Here is a 21,886-nt window from a genome sequence, read left to right as displayed (position 1 = left end):
TATCTTAAAGACGTGCATTTAATTCTTTTGAAAGGTCTTCGAAGCCAGGTTTACCAAGTAAGGCAAACATGTTCTTTTTGTATGCTTCAACACCTGGTTGGTTAAATGGGTTAATTCCATTCAAGTAACCAGATACAGCTACAGCTGCTTCAAAGAAGTAAATTGTATATCCTAATGTGTAAGCGTCTTGTGTAGGAATGTTCAAAATCATGTTAGGAACATTACCATCAGTATGAGCTAAAACAACACCTTGGAAAGCCTTTGTATTAACAAAGTCCATTGTCTTACCTTCTAAGTAGCCTAAGCCATCAAGATCGCCCTCTTCTTCAGGAATAGCAGTATCATTAACGGGAGTTCCCACATTAATTACAGTTTCCATCAAGTTACGACGGCCTTCTTGAATATATTGGCCTAATGAATGTAAATCAGTTGAGAAATTAGCTGAAGATGGGTAAATACCCTTTTGATCTTTACCTTCAGATTCGCCCATCAATTGTTTCCACCATTCTGAGAAATATTGTAAACTTGGTTCGTAGTTTTCTAGAATTTCAGTTGTGTAACCTTTACGGTATAAAATATTACGTAAAGCTGCGTATTGATATGCTTCATTTTTTGTTAAATCAGCATCTGAATATTCAACACGTGCGTCTTCAGCACCTTGCATCAAGGCATCAATATCAGCACCTGAAGCAGCAATTGGTAATAAACCAACAGCAGTAAGAACTGAGAAACGGCCACCAACGTCATCAGGAATAACAAATGCTTCATAGCCTTCAGAATCAGCTTCAACTTTTAAGGCACCAACTTTACGATCAGTTGTAGCGTAGATACGTGAGTTAGCTTCTTCTTTACCATATTTTGCGATTAATTTTTCTTTGAAAACACGGAAAGCAATTGAAGGTTCTGTTGTTGTACCTGATTTAGAAATAATATTAACTGAGAAATCACGATCACCAATTAAATCTACTAAATCATGTACGTATGAAGGACTAATTGAATTTCCAGCAAATAAGATTTGAGGTGCATTTCTTTTTTCAGCTGGTAATAAGTTATAGAATGTATGGTTTAAGAATTCAATAGCTGCGCGAGCACCTAAATATGAACCACCAATACCGATAACGACTAAAACTTCTGAATTAGATTGAATTTTTTTAGCTGCTGTTTTAATACGAGCGAATTCTTCTTTATCGTAGTCTTTAGGTAAATCTAAAAATCCACGGAAATCACTACCTGCCCCTGTACCGTTGCGTAATTCACTATCTGCTGCAGTAACAAGTGCTTGCATTTCGCCAAGTTCATTGTCTTGGACGAATTTTGATAAGTTAGAACTATCGAATGAAATATGTGCCATTTTAATTATCTCCCTCATATTCTTTATTTAACAACTTACATTATACAATACTTAGTAGAAAATATAACAGTCAAACAGAACTTTAATTACAAATTCCGTTATTTTTTTTGTTTACTATGAGAATATCCGTAACCGTAATAAGCAACTAATCCTATAATAATCCAAATTAGAAAGGCAACCCAGATATTAATCGGTAACTGAATCATCAAATAGACTGAAATAATTATAGACAAGATTGGTAACAATGGTACAAATGGAACTCTAAATTGGCCTTTACTAGGTTCACCAAATTGTTTCCTTAAACTTATTAATGCCAAAGCCAAAATAACAAGTACGGTTAACGTTACAATATTAGTCAATTTGGCTAAACTTTCAATAGACACTAACCCACTTGCAATCGCAATAAAAATACCGACTGTCCATGATGCTGCTTTGGGCGCATTCGTCTTATCGCTAATTTTTGCTAAGTATTGGGGCAATAATCCGTCTCTCGCCTCCGAATAAATCATTCTCGATAAACCATAGGCTAATGCAATTAAGACGCTTAGAAGCGTTATTATTGCACCTACCGAGATTATATTTCCAATAATACTCTGATTTACAAATCGCATCGCAAATGCAACTGGATCACTAACATTTAATTGTGTATACGGGACAATTCCGGTTAATACTAACGTAACAATAATATAAAAAATAGCAGAAATACTTATCGCACCAATAATTCCTTTTGGAATTGTCTTTTGCGGATCAATTACTTCGTCTGATGCCATCGCAATAGATTCAAACCCTAAAAAGGCAAAAAATACTAATGCGGCCCCACTCATTACCCCACTTGTACCAAATGGCATAAAGGGTTGCCAGTTACCAGGTTTAATGTAAAAAACACCCACTACTATAAATAAAAGAATAATCGCAAATTTTACAAATACCATTATTTTGCTTAAACGTAGTGCCTTTTTTGCTTCAAATGTTGTTAACCATGTAACGACTAACGTAATTATAACAGCAATAATATCGATATATGACCCTCTTGCTGCATTATACGATGCACTCAGCGCAACAGGCAGGTGGATATTAAGCCCTATCAAGAACCCCTGCATATACGCAGACCAACCTGAGGCAACAGAAGCCCCCGCTAGAATATATTCACAAATGGTAAACCAACTAACGAACCAGGCTATAAACTCACCAAAAATAACATAAACATAATTATACGAACCACCAGAAACTGGTATTCTTGATGAAAATTCTGCATAAGAAAAGCCGTTCATTATAACTGCAATTGCGGCAATAATAAACGACAAAATAAGGGCAGGACCAGCCTCTTGACTGGCAGCATTCCCCGTAACAACGAAAATACCTGTACCAACTGTTGCGCCTAACCCTAAAAGAATGAGATCACCGGTTTTAAGGGTTCTTTTTAATTTACTAACATGATGAGTTGTCGCAAATTCTTTTTTCCTTAAATCCATCGATTAACACTCCTTCACCATTTTATAAAGTTTTCATAATTCCTAACATAATAACACCTAAAATAACAAATATTGATCCAAGTGTGACATAAATCATCTCATGCTTAGTCTTCTTTTCTCCTAATAAGTAGATACTACCGAATGTTGAAATAACCACTCCCATTTGAGAAAATGAAAAACTAACAGCTTGACCTAATTTAGGAATTGATAAGAACATAAAGATGTTACCAGCGCCCCAAATAAGTCCCGTTAATACATTTTTAAAAGTTGATGAGTGCATAATAACTTCATTTGCAATAAGCGCAACAAATCCAGCACCTATAACCATACCAACAGCTTGTGGCAAGATTGTTGCCATTGTAAATGCACGTGATTCATCAGCAGTCATGCCCACTGTTGCATAATGAACAACAATTGTATAACCTACGTAACCAATTGTTGACAAAATAATAGCACGTACACCAGCAGCAGTATTCTCATTTTTTTCTGAATCAGATAGAACTGAATTTTTTTTATCTCTCAATGATGTCAAAGCAGCACCAGCAATAATAACGATCATCGCTATAGTACCAATCACAACCATTTGAGTTGTCTTCCATTCATTAAACAGTATGACACCTGCCAACGCATTACCAGCTAACTGTAAGCCTGTTGAAACAGGAACTGTTTTTGAGATTCCGATTGCTTTCATAGCATGGAATTGTTGATTTTGACCTAAACTCCAAAATAAACCAGAAACGATACCAATAATCCAGACTTTTGTGTCCATTTCTGGTTGATAAATACCATAAATGGCAATTCCAAAAATCAAGGCACCCCATGTCATACCAACTGTTTGTTGGTTGGCAGTTCCGCCAAGTTTTCCACTTATAAGTCCAATACTACCCCATGCAATTGCAGGGATTACTGCCATTAAGATAATCATAATTAATTAAATCCTCTACTCTCTCTCTTTTATTCTTTTTTCGCGATTTAACTATTTTAGCAGTAAAGTAACCGTATTTACAACCCTTAAAACAAAAATTTGATGATAGCTTTAGCAACATTTGAAACGGGTTACATTCGAAATCCATCAAAAACACTCATAAACGTTTAATTACAAGCATTTTGTTTTTATGAATTTTTTATATTTTACGAAAAAAAACAATCCTATTTAATAATAAATAGGATTGTTTTTTAATTAATCAACTTTAATAACTAACGTTTTTAAATAATTACCTTGACGATATTCCTTGTTTGTTACAAAGTCACTTGATAAACGGAATGTTTCAAGTAATGTAAATGAACGATTCTTATTAGCAAAAGCTTCTGTGATTTGTTCTTTTAATTTTTTGAGCGTCAATCCTGCCGAATTAGTTGAGAACATGATAACACCATCTTTTTGTGTAATATCAATAGCATCTTCAGCAAGTTGAACATAATCTTTTTGAACTGAGAATGTTCTTTTCTTTGAACGTACAAAACTTGGTGGATCCAAAATAACTAAATCATAGTTAATATGGTGTTTCTTTGCATAATCTAAATAGCCGAAAACATCCATTCCACGAATTTCTTGTTTTTCAGGATCAATATTATTAAGTACAAATTGTTCTTTTGTACGATCAATATTTTTATTATTCACATCTACACTAACTGTTTTAAGTGCGCCACCTACTGATGCAGCAACTGATGTTGCACCTGTATTACTAAATCCGTTAAACACAAGTTTTCCTTCAGCATATTTATTCATAATTGCTTTACGCATTTCACGTTGTTCTAAGAAAAGTCCTGTCGTTGTTTCATTAAGATATGCAGCAAATTGAAGGCCATTTTCTTGAACAATAAGTGGCGTAGGTGCATCTTTTCCACGAACTTTGAATGTTGATGGTTCACCCTTTGTATCGTAACGAAGATTAGCATAAATACCTTTATAACTTGTAACTGCATCAGAAAATGCACTATAAATCATATCTTTGTGTTGGTAAAGACCTAAGCTATACCAAGTAAATACATAATAATCGTCGTAATAATCAATTGTTAATCCACCGATACCTTCACCTTCACCGTTAAAGAAACGAAAGGCATTCGTCTCCTTATTAGTAAATAATGATTTACGGTTCATTCGAGCGTTATTAAATAATTTTGAGAAAAAATCTTCATCAATACGTGATTCTTCATTTCGTGAAAAAATCCAGCCATCCCCACGATTTTGTTCTGCAAAATAACCATAAGCGACAAATTGATTATGTAGCGTTAATGCAACCCATTCTCCTTCTTTAAAATCACGAGTTGTTTGTAAATCTTCCTTATCAATTAATGGGTATCCATTTTTAAACTTTTTTGCTGCATGTGAAATAATTTCTACTTTTCTCAATGACTAGCACTCCTTCTATTTTTTAACGTCTTTTTTATTTAATATTTGATTTAAGATAAGATATAGCCCACAGCCTATCAATGTACCCAATGAATTAAAAATGATATCATCTATATCACTAACTCCGGATCCTAGTACAAACTGTCCACATTCAATAGCGATTGATAAACAAATACCAACCAACATTGTTTTTACTAGAGAATACTTTTTAAATTGCTTTAGACTGGGTAAAATAATTCCTAACGGAACAAACCAAAGAATGTTACCATATAGATTATACACGAAATCGAACAAAGATTGTCCATTTGTCAGTTTAATTGTTTCAATTAACGGTGTCCAATTGATAGAATGAAAATTATAGGTTGAATTCAATCGGATATCCCATGGGAAATAGACATATCTAAATACCGTCAATTCAACTAATAAAACGAGGTACGCAACTAATAATAGCCTTACAAATTCTGTTCTGAAGTTTATTTTTTTCTTTTGATACAACCCTATACTTACTCGAATAACAAGATACACGATTAAGTAAAAAATTGTTTTATCAACACTTAAAAAAATAAGATGGATTAATGGAAAGTGGTTAATACCTTGTGAGTAATGATGTAAAACGTATTCATATAATTTTGATAAAAATAACATTCTTTCAACCTCACCTTCCATCTTCTCCTATATTAACAAATAAAAACATGATATTTTAGTATGTACCATTATTTTTCATGTAAATTTAATAAGTTAAAAATGCATTAACAAAGCTTAGCATCAATTGACACAAATTTAATATAGACTGTAAACTACAGTTACGATTTTAATTTGATTATACTCGAAAGGACGGTTCAAACCGTGCAGACACTCAAACGATTTAGAACATTTCTAAACACAAAGCTTGGATTTTTCACCCTACTTCTGTTTCTTTTCTGGTTAAAAACAATTACTGCATATCTTATTGATTTTAACCTTGGTGTTTCAGGAATTTATCAATACTTTGTCCTTTTGTTAAATCCACTTGGCACAACCATGCTACTACTCGGACTTGCATTATACATTAAAAAACCAGTTATTTCATATTTGACTATGTTTTTAATTTACATTGCGAACTCAGCATTACTATTTTTTAATGTTATTTATTATCGAGAATTTACTGATTTTATGACAATTAATACAATGTTAGGTTATTCTAAAGTTTCTGAAGGTATTAGTGGCAGCTCTTTTGCTTTAATGAAACCACACGATATTTTTTACGTCATTGACTTAGTGCTTATTATTTGCTTATTCTTAACTCGCTATTTAAAATTTAACACTCGACCATTCAGTAAACTTAACGCGTTTGCAATTACATCATTCTCAATAATGCTAACATTGGCAAGTTTAACATTAGGCGAAATTGACCGACCACAATTAATTACGAGAACGTTTGATCGTAATTATATTGTTAAATACTTAGGAATTGATTCATATACCGTCTACGACAGTTTCAAAACAGTTAAAAACAATCGGGTTCGCGATACTGCTGAAAGTTCTGATTTAAATGATGTCCTTGATTTTACAAAGTCACATTATGCAGCACCTAATCCAAATATGTATGGTATCGCAAAAGGTAAAAATGTTATTGTGCTCCATTTAGAAAGTTTTCAACAATTTTTAATTAACTTTAAGGTGAATGGAAAAGAAGTCACACCCTTCTTAAATTCTCTATACAATGGTAAAGAAACTTATAGTTTTCCTAATTTTTTCAATCAAGTCGGACAAGGTAAAACATCTGATGCTGAGAATCTCTTAGAAACAAGTATCTATGGATTACCTCAAGGATCTGTTTTCACATCTCTTGGATCCGAAAATACATTTGAAGCAGCTCCCGCTATCTTAAATCAAACCGCTGGTTATTCTAGTGCTGTTTTCCACGGTAATATTGGATCATTTTGGAACAGAGATTCCGTTTATAAAAGTATGGGATACCAATACTTCTTTGATTCAAGTTATTATGATACGTCTGCAAATAACACTCTAGAATACGGTCTAAAAGATAAGTTATTATTCAATGATTCAGTTAAATATTTAGAAAAATTACAGCAACCTTTTTATGCAAAATTCATTACCGTGTCAAATCATTTCCCATTTGATATTGATTCAAAAAATAAAGACTTTGAAGTTCCAGATACAGGTGATACGTCTGTTAATAATTACTTCCAAACGGCTCATTATTTAGACGAATCAGTTAAAGAATTTTTCACATACTTAAAAAAATCTGGATTATCTAATAATACAATGGTTGTCCTCTATGGTGACCATTACGGTATTTCAAATTCAAGAAATGTGAAGCTTGCTAAACTTCTTGGTAAATCATCCGAAACATGGAGCTCATTTGATAATACACAATTACAACGTGTTCCATTTATGATTAATATTCCTGGAAGTAAAAATGGTGGCATCCAAAATCAATATGGTGGTGAAGTTGATGTCTTACCTACCCTTCTTCACTTATTAGGCCTAGATTCGTCATCATATGTTCAATTTGGGACAGATTTATTTTCTAAGAATCACGATCAGACAGTTGCGTTTAGAAATGAAAACTTCATTACACCTAATTATACTGTTTTAGATTCTACAATTTATGATAATGTAACAGGTAAAGAAGTTACGCACCCTTCTAAAATTGTTAAGGAAACAATAAAGAAAGATCAGACAAAAGTCAGTACCGAACTAAATTTATCGGATACAGTCAATAATCAAAACTTATTACGTTACTATACACCAAAGAATTTTAAGCCAACGCAACCAAGTGACTATAACTATAAGAATCAATATAGTAAATTACTAAAATTACAAGAAACGCTTAAAAACAATTCGACAAGCCTCTATTCAAAACATGGCAATAAGTCGACAACAACCTTATATCAAACAGATGCTCCTGAATTAAAGGCACCAACTGCAAGTTCTTCTTCAAAAACTGTTACAAGTTCAAGTTCAAGTACCAGTTCAAAATAAACGCTACCGAAAAATAAATTTCGGTAACGTTTATTTTTTTATTCTAAACAACTTCACATAATGTTCATAACTATTATTTAAAATTAGTCATATAGATTAATCGAAGAGGTGTCATTATGTCTTTAATTCTACAATCATTATCTAGTATTTTTTATCATAAGAAACAAACAGTTGGGTTATTTATCATATTTTTTTTCACAATACTAATCGGTCTCTCAAACTTATTATTTAATCAAATTTCATTTGAATCATTTAAAAGTTTTAAAAAAATGCTTGCTCATATTAATGTTAATAGTACATCTAGTTCTAATTTACTTAGTGTCTTAACAGATATTCATAAACAACAAGTCAGCCTAATCTACCCTATTATTATTGGGTTATTGATAGCGGGTATTACTATCAGTATTGTTGTTTATAAAAAAATCATCAACAAGCGTATCAACGAATATCTTAGTTTACACAATATCGGCGAAAGTCAGCCTAAAGTCGCATTTGCATTCGCTCTTGAAGTCCTTATTATCTTTATAGCAGCATTAATTTTAGTGATAATTTTAATTTTCTTCTTTAAAAATAACTATACTTCATTGCTGAGAGAACTAAATATTTATTGGCTAACCCATTCATTAGCTATGCAACTTTCTCCCTCAGAAATATCCTCTGAGTTATTAGAATTACTGTCACATAAATTAACCAATTTTAATGGGAATTTTTTAATTTCCTCTACAAACGTACAATTTAGTACATTAATCTCGCAAGAATCATTCATTAATTCTGCATATCTATTTGCTGGCGGTATAACTATTAGCCTTATTTCATTCCTATCTGTCTTATTCTCTACCCGTAACTCATCTCATTAAATTATAGGAGGCATCACAATGCAACTAAAAAAATACACTAATACAACTCAATCATTAACCTCATTATTCCCTACCCATTCGGTTTCAATCATTTTAGATAAATCATTTGAATTCGTAAATCAACTTGAAAATCAAGACTTTATTAATTCAAATTTAGTTACTTTAATCACAATTGAAGAACTAAGCTTAATAGTTCCTTATCTAACTATCACACAAAATATGGGTTTAACATCTAAGAAACAGCACAAAAAAACATATAAAACTATTTCAAAATTAATTTATGGACAATATTTTCACCACTATTCACCGAATTTTATCAACAAAAAAACGACTGATTTAAGTCACTTTGATGAAACACTTATTTTAATTTTTAGAGCTATCTTAAACGATTATTCGGTGATCATTTTATCAGGCTTAATTGATGAATTTTCAATAATAGAAACAAGATTCTTCATTGATTTAGTCACAGAATTAACCTGCCAATTAGATTTAAGCATTATTATCACAACTAAACAGACAGAGTTACTTACTCAACCGCAAATCATTCCCTTTGCAGAATCTCCTATAATAGAATAAACCCTCATTGCATATGCAATAAGGGTTTATTCCAATTATTTTTTATTCTTGTTGCCAATCTTCTGAGTAATAATAATTATTTAAATGATATTTAGGTTTAACTTGTTTTTGAGTCAGGAATGGGTTCACATAACTATCAACCGCAACCCAACCTTTCCAACCTAAATGAATCGTATCTTCCATGAAGTATTCTTCATTACCATCTTTACTGAAATCAGCAATTTTATTAAATCCTTGGGATTTCAATTGCTTTGTAACCTTACCATCAAAGTTAGCTAGCATCTTCGACGATAGTCCAGTATAACTTGCCCAACGTTGGTTTACAGGTGGAATAATAAACAAGACGTCAGTATGTTCTTTAGCAAACTGATTTAAAATTAATTGGAAATCTGAAAATTCAACAGAATGATCATAATTTAATTTAGTCTGTGTACCTGCAAGCTTACCAATTTTTTTGTTAAGCTTATTTTTATCCCAATAACTATTTTTGATTGCAAAATCATTATTGGTTGTCCATTTAGCACCATATTTACCGGCAAGAATATTTAATTTATTTAAATCATATTTTGCTGGAAGGTTCTTAGTTTGTTTGTCGATAGTCTGTGTTCGATCGGCCATCGGAAAACCTGAGAATAATTGATCTTCATGATTCAAAATCGTTAATTTCAAGCGAAGCATCGTAGCATCCGCTTCAGATAACGACTGTCCTTCAGCAATTTTATGCATTGCATTCAGTACAGATTCATTTCCTTCACCAGACATTAAAGTAATAAATCTGTTGGCAGCATAACGATCTGACAGGCTGTTAGCATTTGCAGATAGTAACCACTCTGTTGTTTGTAATGGTGAATAAAAATTATTAAATACCTGCTTTCTTACACCATTAGGAACAAACCATTGTGGTGATACCACCATAACTGCTTTTTTATTTCTTAATTGATTTTTGATACCTTGTAAATAAAAATAATGATTAAGCGATTGTGTCCCACCAGTTCCCATTAAAAATGGACGATATGAACGATTATATTTTTTCGCTAAAACTGAAGGATGCATCGAATCCATCCGTGAAAATTCGGATGAACCGATAAATGCCACATAACCATCATCTAATGCCTTTTGACGAATAGCAGAGCCCTTTAAAATTAAAGTAGATTGCGATACTGCTGCTTTTTCTTCAGTTTTTGCAGAACTGAAATTATAATTGACTGGTGCAAGTAGTATGGCTAATAGTAATGCAACAGCCAAAACAACAGGCCCAATGATCATGAATAACTTCTTTTTCAATCCCATTTAGATCAAGCTTTCTACTTTTGCAATAATTAAATTTGGTGTTGCCCACTCAGAACGTTCAAACTCTGAAATTGGAATATCAACACCTAATTCATTTTGTAATTCTAAGATTAATTGAATTGAACCCATTGAATCTAATAGGCCTTCATCAAAAACATTTAAATCTAAATTATTTCTAACTTCTGCGCTACCTGTTGTCTCTTCTAATATATCTAAAACTTTATCTTTTGTGTTCATATCAATTCTCCTCTAATTATCTATTTTATGAAAAATATAGTTTGTCCAAAAATCCTGAAAAGATTAAGAAACTTAAGCAAACGATGTTAAACGTAATAAAGATTGCAAAAATTTCTGTAAATTTATTACTTGGAATACTGGTTTTATGTTTCTTTTTAAATCTGAGCCATGCATCATTAATGACGATAGCTATCGCATGGAATAGGCCATAGGCAATGTAATACCAAGTAACCCCGTGCCAAAATCCCATGAGTAAGAATAATCCAAAATAACCAACAATAGCTGTTGTTATTCGACTTTTAATTAATTTATGTTTCATCATAAAAAAGACTAATCTCATATAAACAAAATCACGGAACCAGAATGAAAGTGTCATGTGCCAACGATTCCAAAAGTCTTTAATATTGTGTGCGATGAAAGGTCTATTAAAGTTAGGAGGTGTTTCAATTCCCATAAAGTAACTGATACCAACTGCGAATAAACTATAACCAGCAAAATCAAAAAATAAATCCATACTGTACGTGTACATGTAACCAACTAAGGCCCACGATATACCACCGTCTAGTAATGCAATACGTGCGACGTGAGGTAACAGCATCGTACCAAATAGGTATGCTAGTAAAAATTTATATAAGAAACCTAAGAAAATGTAAAATACACCCTTTTGTAACATTTCTAAATATTTTTCTCGACTTGGGACATTTTGATAATCTTTAACAAACCGTCTGTAACGATCGATTGGTCCCGATGAGATAGTTGGGAAAAACAATAAAAATTGTAAGGTTAGCATCAAATCAAATTTCTTAATACTACCATCTCGCGATTCCATAATCATTTGAACCGCTTTAAACGTTAAATAACTAATTCCTAAAAAGCCAATAATTGATGGTATACCATTATTAATGGCTGGTGTTATTTTTACGATGGATAATGGTGCTATCGCTAAAAGGACAGCCATAATAAAAACCCACGTTTGATTATACTTACTACGATAATTCATGTATAAACCGATAAGTAAGACTTCAAAAATTATATAAATAAGTAAATTAAAGCCTTCGTGAAGTTTTGGACCGCCAAATATTAAGAAAATAAAGAGTAATGAAATTAACGTTTCATACAATCTAAATCTTTTACCATTAAGCAAACCAACAATAATTGGAATTAAAACAACAATAAGATATAGAAAGTACATCGGATTGACATAAGGTTGGAATGATACCATTAAGCATTCACCTCATTTATTAGTGTTTTCCGATCAATTTTACCATTTTGCGTTAATGGTAAAACATCAACATAAACAAACTTCTGTGGAATCATATATGACATCATTGTATCTAACAAGTATTTTTTAATTTCAACTGTTAATTCTGAGTCTCGTTCAACTGGATTATCATTTTGAACAACATACGCAATTAATTGAACCACTTTATGATCCTTATTATATTTTGGAATAGTGATTGCTTGTTTTACAAATGGATGCGATGACACATGATGGTCAACTTCTTCTAATTCAATTCGGTAACCATGTAGTTTAACCTGGAAATCAATTCGTCCACGATATAACAACATCCCTTCAGAATTTATGATTGCTGCATCACCAGTTCGATAGGCAGCTACGCCATCCATTTCAAAAAAAGCACTGGCCGTTTTTTCAGGATTGTTAAGATAACCTTTTGAGACACTAGGTCCAGCAATAATTAATTCACCTTCATCACCATTTGGTACTAGTTCATTTTCTGGATTAACTACAACCATCTTTGTATCTGATTTGGCATAACCAATTGGTAATCGTGGGTATTGTTCTAAAATAGCATCAGTAATCTCAACACTCGAAACCGCAACTGTTGCTTCCGTAGGACCATACGTATTAAATATCTTAGCCATTGGGAATCTTTGCTTCAATGCTGCAGCTGTTTTGTGAGTTAATTCTTCACCACAAAATAAGAATCGACTAAGATCTGGTAAATGTTTATCATCAAACGTTGGTTCTAATAAACAAATATCAATAAATGATGGTGTTGAAACCCAAACTTGTAAGTCCAGAGTAGGTAACGTTTGGAAAAGAACTTTGAAATTATCCGTCACTTCTTGAGGTAAAACAGATAACTTACCACCCATAGTTAATGTAGGATACAAGTCCATTACTGATAAATCAAATGAGTATGGTGCCTGAGATAGACTATTGGGATGTTCTGGTAGAGAGAAATCTTCTATCATCCAGTTCACGTAACTTATCAAGTTATCATGACTAATTTGAACCCCTTTTGGCTGTCCAGTCGTACCAGATGTAAAGATAATATAGAAGTTATCTTTACCAGTTACTTGGAAACTAGGATCAGGAACTTCTACCCCTTGATTATTCTCAATAATTTCTGTTAATTCAGTTGATAAAATTACAGGTACATCGAGTTTAACTTCAGGTAATTCTGCTACAGCTATACAAGCGACTGGTTTCGCAACTTCTTGAATTGACTCTAAACGCTCAGCTGGTGAGTGCGAATCAATTGGAATATATGCGTGCCCTGCTTTAACGCTTCCTAAAAAAGCCACTAGCATATTAAATTTTTGATTTCCATATATCATAATTGGACGTTTATTATCTAAATTTAATTCAATCAAATGCAATGCTAATGCATCAGATTTTTCTTTTAACTGTTGATAAGTATTTGTCTCACCCAAATCATTGTAAACAATGCGATTGGGATCGGACATTGCGATCATATCAATTTGATTAATTACATTTTTTATCATGTCTTTGCTCTCCTTTAAAATTCATTATAGATAAACGTACCATTACTTATACCTTTAAATGAATACAGGTAAACTAGCATCGCCAATACAATAAAATAAAAGGCAGTTCGAACGATAAACATAAAAACTTCATTTTCTTTTAAATCATGCCATTTTTGGCTCATATTTATCACATCCCCCTTAGAATGAATATAGTATACACTTTTTTTCCCCCGTTTAGCATTCATCTATGTCATACTAACCTAACAATTTTGTAATATTAAACTTAGTTAATAATCTTATTAACCGCTTTTTAGTGTAACAGAATTACATCTATATCACAAAAAAGAACGATTTCTATTTGTATATAGAAATCATTCTTTAATAATTTTTTAACTATTTATTCATTTTCTTGATTTGGAAACGTCAATGTAAACGTTGTCCCTTTTCCTTCAGTACTCATCACTTCAACTTTTCCGTTATGAAGTTGCATTAATTGATGAACAATTGATAATCCCAATCCTGATTCTCCGTACTTAGTACTCTTACGAGATGGATCTGCCTTGTAGTAACGTTCCCAAATATTTTCTAGCTGGTCTTTTGTCATGCCAATACCTGTATCAGTAATCCTAAAGATACTTTCATGGTAACCACGTTCAGCTGAAATATGAATCGTTCCTGATTGAGTGAATTGAATGGCGTTTTGCGTAATGTTAAAAATAACTTGCACAAATCGATCGTAATCCGCAAAAACCATTAAGTTTTTAGGAACACTTAATTCAATCTTATCGTCGGCTTCTATTGCTTTTTTTGTTAGTTGTTCAACGATGTTATTCAAAACAATAACCGCATCAAAATTACTTGGTGCTAGCGTAATTTGATTTGTCCTAATTTTTTCATAGTCTAAATTTTCATTGACTAATCGGATTAATCGCTTAGTTTCACTTTGCATTAGTTCAATGCTCTTCCCTTTGCTCTCTTCTGGAATTGCATCGTATGCTAGCCCTTCAAGTAGTCCGTTAATAGTTGTCAACGGTGTACGCATTTCGTGTGCAGCGTCAGCCATAAATTGTCTACGACGTTCTTCTTGACGTTTTATTTCTTTCTCTGATTCTTTCAATGAAGAAACCATGCCATCAAAATCTTGTGCCAAATCATCTATTTCATCTCGATGTCTACTTTCGATATGCACATCAAAATTACCATCAGCAACCATTCGAGTTGCACGTCTCAATCGATTAATTCTAGAAACAGAGTATCTCGCTAAAAGATAACTCAAAATAATTCCAGCGATAACAGAGACAATAAACGCAATAACCAAATTCTGAGTCATTTGACTCATATTGGATTGAATATTAGAAACATTGGCTCCAACCGATATAACCGCATATAATTTACCATTATAAAAATAAGGTTTCAAAATATCGGTCATATTAATTGCTTTCATATCTGTTTTTAATTGTCTATTAATATGCGGTGTACGGTGAACAACTTCACCATTTTCCAATTTTTTCCACTGCTCACTTGTAATATTGTCCTGTACCGCATTATCAGGATAGATAATTTTAGATTTTTTAGTATAAATAGTAAATCGAACATTTTGCGTTTTTAAAATTAATTCTGCATTTCTTAAATTATTTAAGTTTAAATTAAATTGCGTTTTTGAATCGGTTGTTTTTAAAACCATTGATTCTGACATTAAACTATCCGAGTAACCTTCCAATTGTGTCCATGTATTTTTATAGACCATATCACTCGTGAAATTTAAAAATAAAGCGCCAAATACAATGACCAATGTAATAATAACCGCGAAGAATGCTAACATTTGCTGATAAAGTAGCTTCATTAGTAACCAGCTCCTGAGTCATCAAATTTATAACCGACACCCCACACCGTTTGAATAACTTGTGGACCCACTTTTTCAATTTTTTGACGTAATTTTTTAATATGTGCATCAACTGTTCGTTCATCACCAAAAAATTCATAATCCCAAACTAATTCCAATAGTTTTTCTCTTGAAAAGACTTGTTTTGGTTTATTGGCCAACGTTTTCAACAAATCAAATTCTTTTGGTGTTAAATCATGAATTAAAACGTCTTGTAAGTATGCTTCTCGACGAGCTGTACTTAATTTAAAGTGAGTTGTGACAATATCAAAACTAGTACTTTCATTTTCTGTTTCATCGTCAGTTCCAACACTTGGTTTTTCTGCCCGGCGGTGAAGGGCCTTAATTCTAGCAATCAATGTTATTGGGCTAAAAGGCTTTGTTACATAATCATCTGCGCCCATTTCTAATCCAAGAACTTGATCACTTTCGGTATCGCGTGCCGTTAAAATAATAATGGGGACATTAGCTGAAACTTTTCGAATCGTAGAACTGACTTGCATGCCATCCATACCAGGCAAATTCAAATCAAGCGTAATCATATCCCAACTATCCGGATCTTCATTAAACATAGCAACAGCATCATTACCATCATAAGCGTACTGAACGTCCCATTTTTCTTTTTGAAAAAACATCGACATCATTTCAGAAACTGCCTTATTATCCTCTACCATCAATAATTTCATATTATTCCTCTTTCATTTCCAATTTAATGAAAATCATAATCTTATCTGCTACTTTGAGCGGTCTTATATTCCATTAGTATAACTAAATAATATGAATATTTTTAGTTTTTTTTCGTAATATATTTTAATACCATCAATTTTAATGTATTGTAACTACTTTTACTGTATTTTAGTAGCTGATGAACTGCTTACCTGGCTTGTACTACTACTAATAGCACTTGATTCTGAACTGCTTACGGCTGTATCTGATGACGCGTCGGCTTCTAAACTAGAGCTTGTTTCATCCGTTGAACTTGATTCTTCTACAGAACTTGCCTTTGCCTCCTGGCTTGATGCGCTGGATGACTTTTTACTTGCTCCCGAGTAAATTTTATTTGCTGAAGTTCCCTTATAACTTTGGTGTTGGATAATTACCTTTAATTTATCTGTTCGCTTAAGTAAGTTTCCTTCACTCGGCTCCGATAATATCATGTTTTTCCCAGACCATTTCTGTACAAATACAATTTCTATATGGTTTTTGTTGGCCCACTTTTGCGCTTCCGATTGAGATCCAAATTTAGGAACTTTTATATAAATTTCAGCTTGTTTCTTATCTTCAGCCTGTTTTTTTAATGCATGAGATAAAGTTTCTTCAAGTGAAACCAACTTTTTATCGGCTTGTTTCTTATCTGAAAGATCTTTTTTATAATCATCAAATACCTGATACTGCTCTGTCTGTGTGGCTAAATCTTTAGCTATCACTTCTTCAATTTGATTTAAAAAGGCAAGATTATTCCATGAATAGTGTAATTTACTGACAGCATTCGTATAGTCATCTATTTGCTGACTTGTACTTTTTTTCAAGATTTCTACATTACCTGACAAAGGGTCATACGTGGCTGTCTTCATGGCAATGGACATTACACCGTTTATTGCTATTGCATCTTTTGCCAAATTTTTTTGTAGTGTATAAATTCGATTGGCAAATTGATCTTTATTTGAAGAATTAATCAATAACTGATTAATGTACCCAAATTGTTCATTATTCAATTTTTGAATCGTTCCAGGGGTCACATTTACTTTAACTGTTTGTTCATCATCCTTAACAAATACATCTTGGTATAATGAATTCACTTTCACTTTTTTTAATAAATTATCATATTTTGTCTGGTAATCAGCACGTGAATTCTTAGAAATATTTGATAATGTATCATCTAATTTTTTCATTTCACTTGAAGTTGCTTTAGTCGTTAACTCCTCTGTTTTAATGTTGTAACTATCTGCATAAATTTCATTAAACTTTTGTTTTGCTTCTTTAGACTTAACATTAGAGTCGTAGAGTGAGTCTGGCGTTTGATTTGCCATTGTTAATTTTGAATTATCATTTTTGGACCAATCAAGACTAATTTGATACCGATTGATAACCGTATAGACGCTCCAAATACTCAAGCTAACCGCAATAAACAACAAAATACGATACGCCCACTTTAAAAATTGTCGTATCGATTTATGACTAGCTTGTTCTGGTTTAAAATCTGCTTTATTTTCTCGGTTAACAGTTTTTTTTCCTGTTTGCTTTGTCCCTCTTGATCTCGGTTCCATTTTTATTCACCCTCTAACGTCTCTTTAGCCGCCTTAATGCCATCATTAGCCTTGTCTAATTTTTTCTGAACATTATTTAATTTTTTCTGAGTTGACTGCTCCCATGAACCAATTTTATATGCTTCAGGTTTCTTGTGATATGAAGGATCCTCTAATTTTATTTTTAACGTGTCCTCAGCAATCTTTTTAGACAAATACGTTTTATATATTTTAGCTTTTTTTACATCAATTTTTTCTGGCTCTTTAACGCCTAACGTTACTACTTTATCGTTAGGTTCATATTGAGCTGCAAGACCAGTTCCTGACAATTGTATAACAGTTGATGGTTTTGTCCACTCACTATTATCAGCATTCTTTTCTTTTGAAAAATGTACCATTAGGTCACGATATAAATTAACATTTGTCATTGCAGATGCAGCATCAGTAATATAATGTCCTTTTTTCATTGGTTCATCATACCCTAACCACATCGAAATAGAAGTTGATTTAGTGAACCCATTCATCCAGACATCCATATTTGCATTCGCTGGAAATCCCGATGAAGCAGAATAACCGACGGTCCCTGTCTTCATTGCCTGATGAACATTATCAATTCTTGCAGAAGGCGCTGTCCCACCGGCATTAGGTACGCCTTCCATCATTGACGTTAGCATAAATGCTGTTGAGGCCTTCATAGCACGTTTACTATTTACCTCATATTTTTTAACACTATTATCTGAAAATTTTAGACTTGTGACGTAACGAGCCGCATGATAGGTTCCGCCATTTGAAACGGTGCCATATGCTGTCGCCATTTGTTCGGTAGAAACATCGAGTCCAATAGCCTGCGACCCCGCAGGTGCATTATTTTGAGCCATCCCTACTTGTGCTAAAAATTGGCTAGCCTTCGCACTCCCAACAGTATTTAACGTTCTAATTGCTGGTGTATTAGCCGAAACTCGTAATGCGTTTTGCATCGTTATTGATTTATAACTCACTTTATCAAAATTCTGAGCAACAAGATTAGTTCCCGGATAAGTATATGAAGTGCCATCTAAGGCATGTGTGGTTGCCCACCCAAAGTATTCAATAGCAGGGCCATAATCTAATAGTGGCTTAATTCCTGATCCTGACGAACGCTGCGTAGAAATTGCCCGATTATAACTGAAGGCAGTTTTTTGATGACGTCCACCATATTGAGCAACAATATTCCCCGTTTTAGGATCTGTAATTGTAATTGCAGATTGTTCTGCTGAATTTTGATAATATTTTTTATTATCAGCTAATTTTTTAACAGTCGCATTTTGCTTTGAATCAAGCGCTGTTGTAATTTGTAATGGAGTTTTAGCTAAATCGTACCCTTTATCGCTAACTTGTTCTAAGGCAGAAGTAACATAAGCATTATTTTCAAGAATTTTTTTTGTAACAGAATTTTCCATCCAATGGCGTTTCTGTAAATCTTTTGTCACTGATTCTGCGACAGCAATTTTATATTGTTTCTTTGTAATTACCTTATTCTCAAGCCCTGTTTTTAATATTATATTTCGGCGTGTTTGAACGGCTTTAGGGTTTGAATATAAATTATAGGTAGAAGGGGCTTGGCCCAATCCAGCTATAATTGCCTGTTGACTAATACTCAATTGTTTTAAAGTTTTACCAAAATACGTTTCTGAAATGGTCTGTGCCCCATATGATCCTTCGCCTAGACTCATTTTATTAACATAAAACTCTAAAATCTGTTTCTTACTATAATTATGGTATAACTGTTGCGCTAAGAAAAATTCTTTTATTTTCCGGTCTACAGTCCGATCTTTATTACTCGTTGAAAAAACAGTTAATTTAATTAACTGTTGCTCAATACTTGATCCACCTCGAGCTGACCCTTTACCTACAGCTGATTTAATGGAAGAAAGTCCCGCATTAAATAAGCCGGAGGGCGAAAATCCCGCGTCTTTGTAAAATGTTTGATCTTCTGTTGCTAATAACAGATTACTATATGTTTCAGGAATGTCTTTTGACTTAACATAAACTCGTTTATTCAGCGCTGAAGACCAAATTAACTGGCCATCTTTATCATACATATTTGAACTGGCATCAGATATTAATTCCTGACTTGTAACTGTTGGCACGGACTTAATAACTGTCGCAATATAAATACTTATCGTCGTAACTCCTAATAAAAATAAAACACCAAATATTGCAATAACTCTAAAAATCCACGGATGCCGATGACGCCATCTTTCTTTATCTTTCTTATTTTGTTTTACCATTATGCCATCCCCGATTCTGTGACACGAGTCACATCTCTTGCCATGACATTATTTATTATTTTTTCTATGTATAAATCTAAATTTCCCAATTTATTACCAACTAACAAAACGTAACCCCCTACTACTTTTCTTAACAATACAAAATCTGACTAATCCATTTCGATAATTGTATTGTAATCCTCTAACTATGTAAATTTTTATATCGTTCACAATTGATAACGTTCATATAAGTATTAAATCCTCATTTAACCGTGAGTCATCCCCATTTATATATGTTAAATATAACAATCATAATGACTATATACAAGCGCTAAACTGGATGTTTAAGTTAAGACTTGTATAACTTCTACCTCGTACGTTAAACTAGAGTAATTAAATAAAGAAAGTTTGGGGTTAATATGAAAAACAAAAAAATGATTGGTTTAATTGCAGTAATTATTATCATTATTCTTGGGGGAATTGGGTTCTTCTTCTACCATCAAAATGCAGAAACAACAAATGATACGGAAACTACTACTTCTTCATCAAGTGTAGCGTCAAACGTTGAACTACCACAACTTAGTTCAAAAGTAACAAAAAAAGAAGCTGTCGTAGATATTCAGACAACAAAGGGAAATATCAAAATCAAATTATTCCCGGAATATGCACCAAAAGCTGTGAAGAATTTTATTACTCATAGTAAAAAAGGGTACTATAATAATACCCTCTTCCATCGTGTTATTAACGAATTTATGATTCAAGGTGGCGATCCTAAAGGGGATGGTACTGGTGGCGAAAGTATTTATGGTCATACATTCGGTGCTGAAATTTCAAGTAACCTTTACCACATCCGTGGTGCTTTAGCGATGGCACAAACGTCAGAACCTGATTCAATTGGTAGTCAATTCTACATTGTTCAAAATAACCAAGATGTAAGTACCAGTGCTGATATTAAAGATGGCACACCGTCAAAAATTATTGATGCATACAAAAATGGTGGCACACCTTCACTTGATGGTACTTATACTGTCTTTGGTCAAGTTATCAAAGGGATGGATGTTGTTGATAAAATTGCCGCAGTTGCAGTTAATTCAAGTGATAAACCTACAACTAATGTTAAAGTTAAAACAATTAAAGTCCTCCAAGAGACAAAATAATCAGTTCAAATCTGCAGTCTCTTATAAAGTAACTATGTTACTATGAAGATACTAATAAAGGGAGGTTTTATAGATGTCAGATAAAATTCTAGTCGTTACAACGGAAAGTATTCCGGGTAGAGAATATGAAGTAATTGGGGAAGTTTTTGGCCTTACAACACAATCTAAAAATGTTATCAAAAACATTGGTGCCAGTCTTAAAAATATTGTCGGTGGCGAAATTAAGGCCTACACAGAAATGATGGCTGAATCAAGAGATACTGCTATTGATCGTTTACGCGACAATGCAGTAAGCATGGGTGCTGATGCAGTTGTTATGATGCGTTTTGATTCCGGTTCAATTGGTCAAGATATGCAATCAGTTGCCGCATATGGTACCGCAGTTCGATACATTAAATAATGAAAAAAAGTTTCAACAATGTACTAGGCCCTGTCAAGTTGACGGATGAAATAATATAAAATTTAATATGTTTCTAAATGGCTTTATCCCAGTAT

At 32.9% G+C, this 21,886-nt stretch carries 19 protein-coding genes; 5 read left to right on the top strand and 14 right to left on the bottom strand.

Going from position 1 to position 21,886, the window contains the following annotated elements; all coding sequences use genetic code 11:
- Positions 1 to 4: 4 nt before the first annotated feature.
- The 5 genes from AC1RP1_RS07160 to AC1RP1_RS07140 all read right to left on the bottom strand — a co-directional run bounded on the left by AC1RP1_RS07160 (position 5) and on the right by AC1RP1_RS07140 (position 5,821).
- Positions 5 to 1,351, bottom strand: a complete 1,347-nt coding sequence (locus AC1RP1_RS07160; protein ID WP_481761922.1) for a glucose-6-phosphate isomerase — start codon at positions 1,349 to 1,351, stop codon at positions 5 to 7.
- A 98-nt stretch (positions 1,352 to 1,449) separates the two neighbouring features.
- Complete coding sequence (locus AC1RP1_RS07155; RefSeq protein WP_481761923.1) at positions 1,450 to 2,823, bottom strand: amino acid permease; 1,374 nt, start codon at positions 2,821 to 2,823, stop codon at positions 1,450 to 1,452.
- A 22-nt stretch (positions 2,824 to 2,845) separates the two neighbouring features.
- A complete protein-coding gene (locus AC1RP1_RS07150) occupies positions 2,846 to 3,748 on the bottom strand; it encodes a GRP family sugar transporter (protein ID WP_409022282.1) in 903 nt (300 codons plus the stop codon).
- A 255-nt stretch (positions 3,749 to 4,003) separates the two neighbouring features.
- Positions 4,004 to 5,176: a class I SAM-dependent rRNA methyltransferase gene (locus AC1RP1_RS07145; RefSeq protein WP_481761924.1), complete on the bottom strand. Its 1,173-nt coding sequence runs from the start codon at positions 5,174 to 5,176 to the stop codon at positions 4,004 to 4,006.
- A gap of 15 nt (positions 5,177 to 5,191) precedes the next feature.
- Positions 5,192 to 5,821, bottom strand: coding sequence for a VanZ family protein (locus AC1RP1_RS07140; RefSeq protein ID WP_481761925.1), 630 nt, complete (start codon positions 5,819 to 5,821; stop codon positions 5,192 to 5,194).
- Positions 5,822 to 6,253: 432 nt separating this feature from the next.
- Here AC1RP1_RS07140 and AC1RP1_RS07135 point away from each other — a divergent pair, with 432 nt between their 5' ends.
- From AC1RP1_RS07135 to AC1RP1_RS07125, 3 genes are all read left to right on the top strand, one after another.
- Positions 6,254 to 8,164: an LTA synthase family protein gene (locus AC1RP1_RS07135; RefSeq protein WP_481761938.1), complete on the top strand. Its 1,911-nt coding sequence runs from the start codon at positions 6,254 to 6,256 to the stop codon at positions 8,162 to 8,164.
- Between the two features lie 116 nt (positions 8,165 to 8,280).
- The gene (locus AC1RP1_RS07130) at positions 8,281 to 9,021 is read left to right on the top strand and encodes a hypothetical protein (protein ID WP_481761926.1); all 741 of its coding nucleotides are present in this window, start codon (positions 8,281 to 8,283) and stop codon (positions 9,019 to 9,021) included.
- 18 nt (positions 9,022 to 9,039) lie between these two features.
- Positions 9,040 to 9,597, top strand: coding sequence for a hypothetical protein (locus AC1RP1_RS07125; protein WP_481761927.1), 558 nt, complete (start codon positions 9,040 to 9,042; stop codon positions 9,595 to 9,597).
- A gap of 42 nt (positions 9,598 to 9,639) precedes the next feature.
- Here the strand turns inward: AC1RP1_RS07125 and dltD are convergent, their stop codons facing one another.
- The 9 genes from dltD to AC1RP1_RS07080 form a co-directional block, all read right to left on the bottom strand.
- Complete coding sequence (dltD, locus tag AC1RP1_RS07120; RefSeq protein ID WP_481762190.1) at positions 9,640 to 10,887, bottom strand: D-alanyl-lipoteichoic acid biosynthesis protein DltD; 1,248 nt, start codon at positions 10,885 to 10,887, stop codon at positions 9,640 to 9,642.
- Entirely contained in the window at positions 10,888 to 11,124 is a 237-nt protein-coding gene (gene dltC, locus AC1RP1_RS07115; protein ID WP_481761929.1) for a D-alanine--poly(phosphoribitol) ligase subunit DltC, read from the bottom strand.
- A gap of 25 nt (positions 11,125 to 11,149) precedes the next feature.
- Positions 11,150 to 12,346 (bottom strand): D-alanyl-lipoteichoic acid biosynthesis protein DltB, encoded by a 1,197-nt coding sequence (dltB, locus tag AC1RP1_RS07110; RefSeq protein ID WP_481761930.1) that lies wholly within the window; start codon positions 12,344 to 12,346, stop codon positions 11,150 to 11,152.
- Positions 12,346 to 13,875, bottom strand: coding sequence for a D-alanine--poly(phosphoribitol) ligase subunit DltA (dltA, locus tag AC1RP1_RS07105; RefSeq protein ID WP_481761931.1), 1,530 nt, complete (start codon positions 13,873 to 13,875; stop codon positions 12,346 to 12,348). Before dltA ends, dltB begins: the two co-directional genes overlap by 1 nt.
- Positions 13,876 to 13,889: 14 nt before the next feature.
- Positions 13,890 to 14,039 (bottom strand): teichoic acid D-Ala incorporation-associated protein DltX, encoded by a 150-nt coding sequence (locus AC1RP1_RS07100; RefSeq protein ID WP_409022273.1) that lies wholly within the window; start codon positions 14,037 to 14,039, stop codon positions 13,890 to 13,892.
- A gap of 215 nt (positions 14,040 to 14,254) precedes the next feature.
- Positions 14,255 to 15,700 carry a sensor histidine kinase gene (locus tag AC1RP1_RS07095; RefSeq protein ID WP_481761933.1) on the bottom strand — a complete coding sequence of 482 codons (1,446 nt, stop codon included), beginning with the start codon at positions 15,698 to 15,700 and terminating at the stop codon, positions 14,255 to 14,257.
- A complete protein-coding gene (locus tag AC1RP1_RS07090) occupies positions 15,700 to 16,425 on the bottom strand; it encodes a response regulator transcription factor (protein WP_481761934.1) in 726 nt (241 codons plus the stop codon). The genes AC1RP1_RS07095 and AC1RP1_RS07090 overlap by 1 nt, the downstream gene beginning before the upstream one ends.
- Before the next feature lie 159 nt (positions 16,426 to 16,584).
- Complete coding sequence (locus AC1RP1_RS07085) at positions 16,585 to 18,006, bottom strand: hypothetical protein (protein WP_481761935.1); 1,422 nt, start codon at positions 18,004 to 18,006, stop codon at positions 16,585 to 16,587.
- 2 nt (positions 18,007 to 18,008) lie between these two features.
- Positions 18,009 to 20,255: a transglycosylase domain-containing protein gene (locus tag AC1RP1_RS07080; RefSeq protein ID WP_481761936.1), complete on the bottom strand. Its 2,247-nt coding sequence runs from the start codon at positions 20,253 to 20,255 to the stop codon at positions 18,009 to 18,011.
- 398 nt (positions 20,256 to 20,653) lie between these two features.
- Here AC1RP1_RS07080 and AC1RP1_RS07075 point away from each other — a divergent pair, with 398 nt between their 5' ends.
- Entirely contained in the window at positions 20,654 to 21,391 is a 738-nt protein-coding gene (locus tag AC1RP1_RS07075; RefSeq protein WP_481761937.1) for a peptidylprolyl isomerase, read from the top strand.
- A gap of 73 nt (positions 21,392 to 21,464) precedes the next feature.
- Positions 21,465 to 21,791, top strand: coding sequence for a heavy metal-binding domain-containing protein (locus tag AC1RP1_RS07070; protein ID WP_409022267.1), 327 nt, complete (start codon positions 21,465 to 21,467; stop codon positions 21,789 to 21,791).
- Positions 21,792 to 21,886: the final 95 nt, after the last annotated feature.

The organism is Dellaglioa sp. CoH-56-MRSF-13 (genome assembly GCF_056782095.1).
Note: the sequence above shows the minus strand (reverse complement) of the source record. Positions and strands in the feature narration are given on the sequence as shown.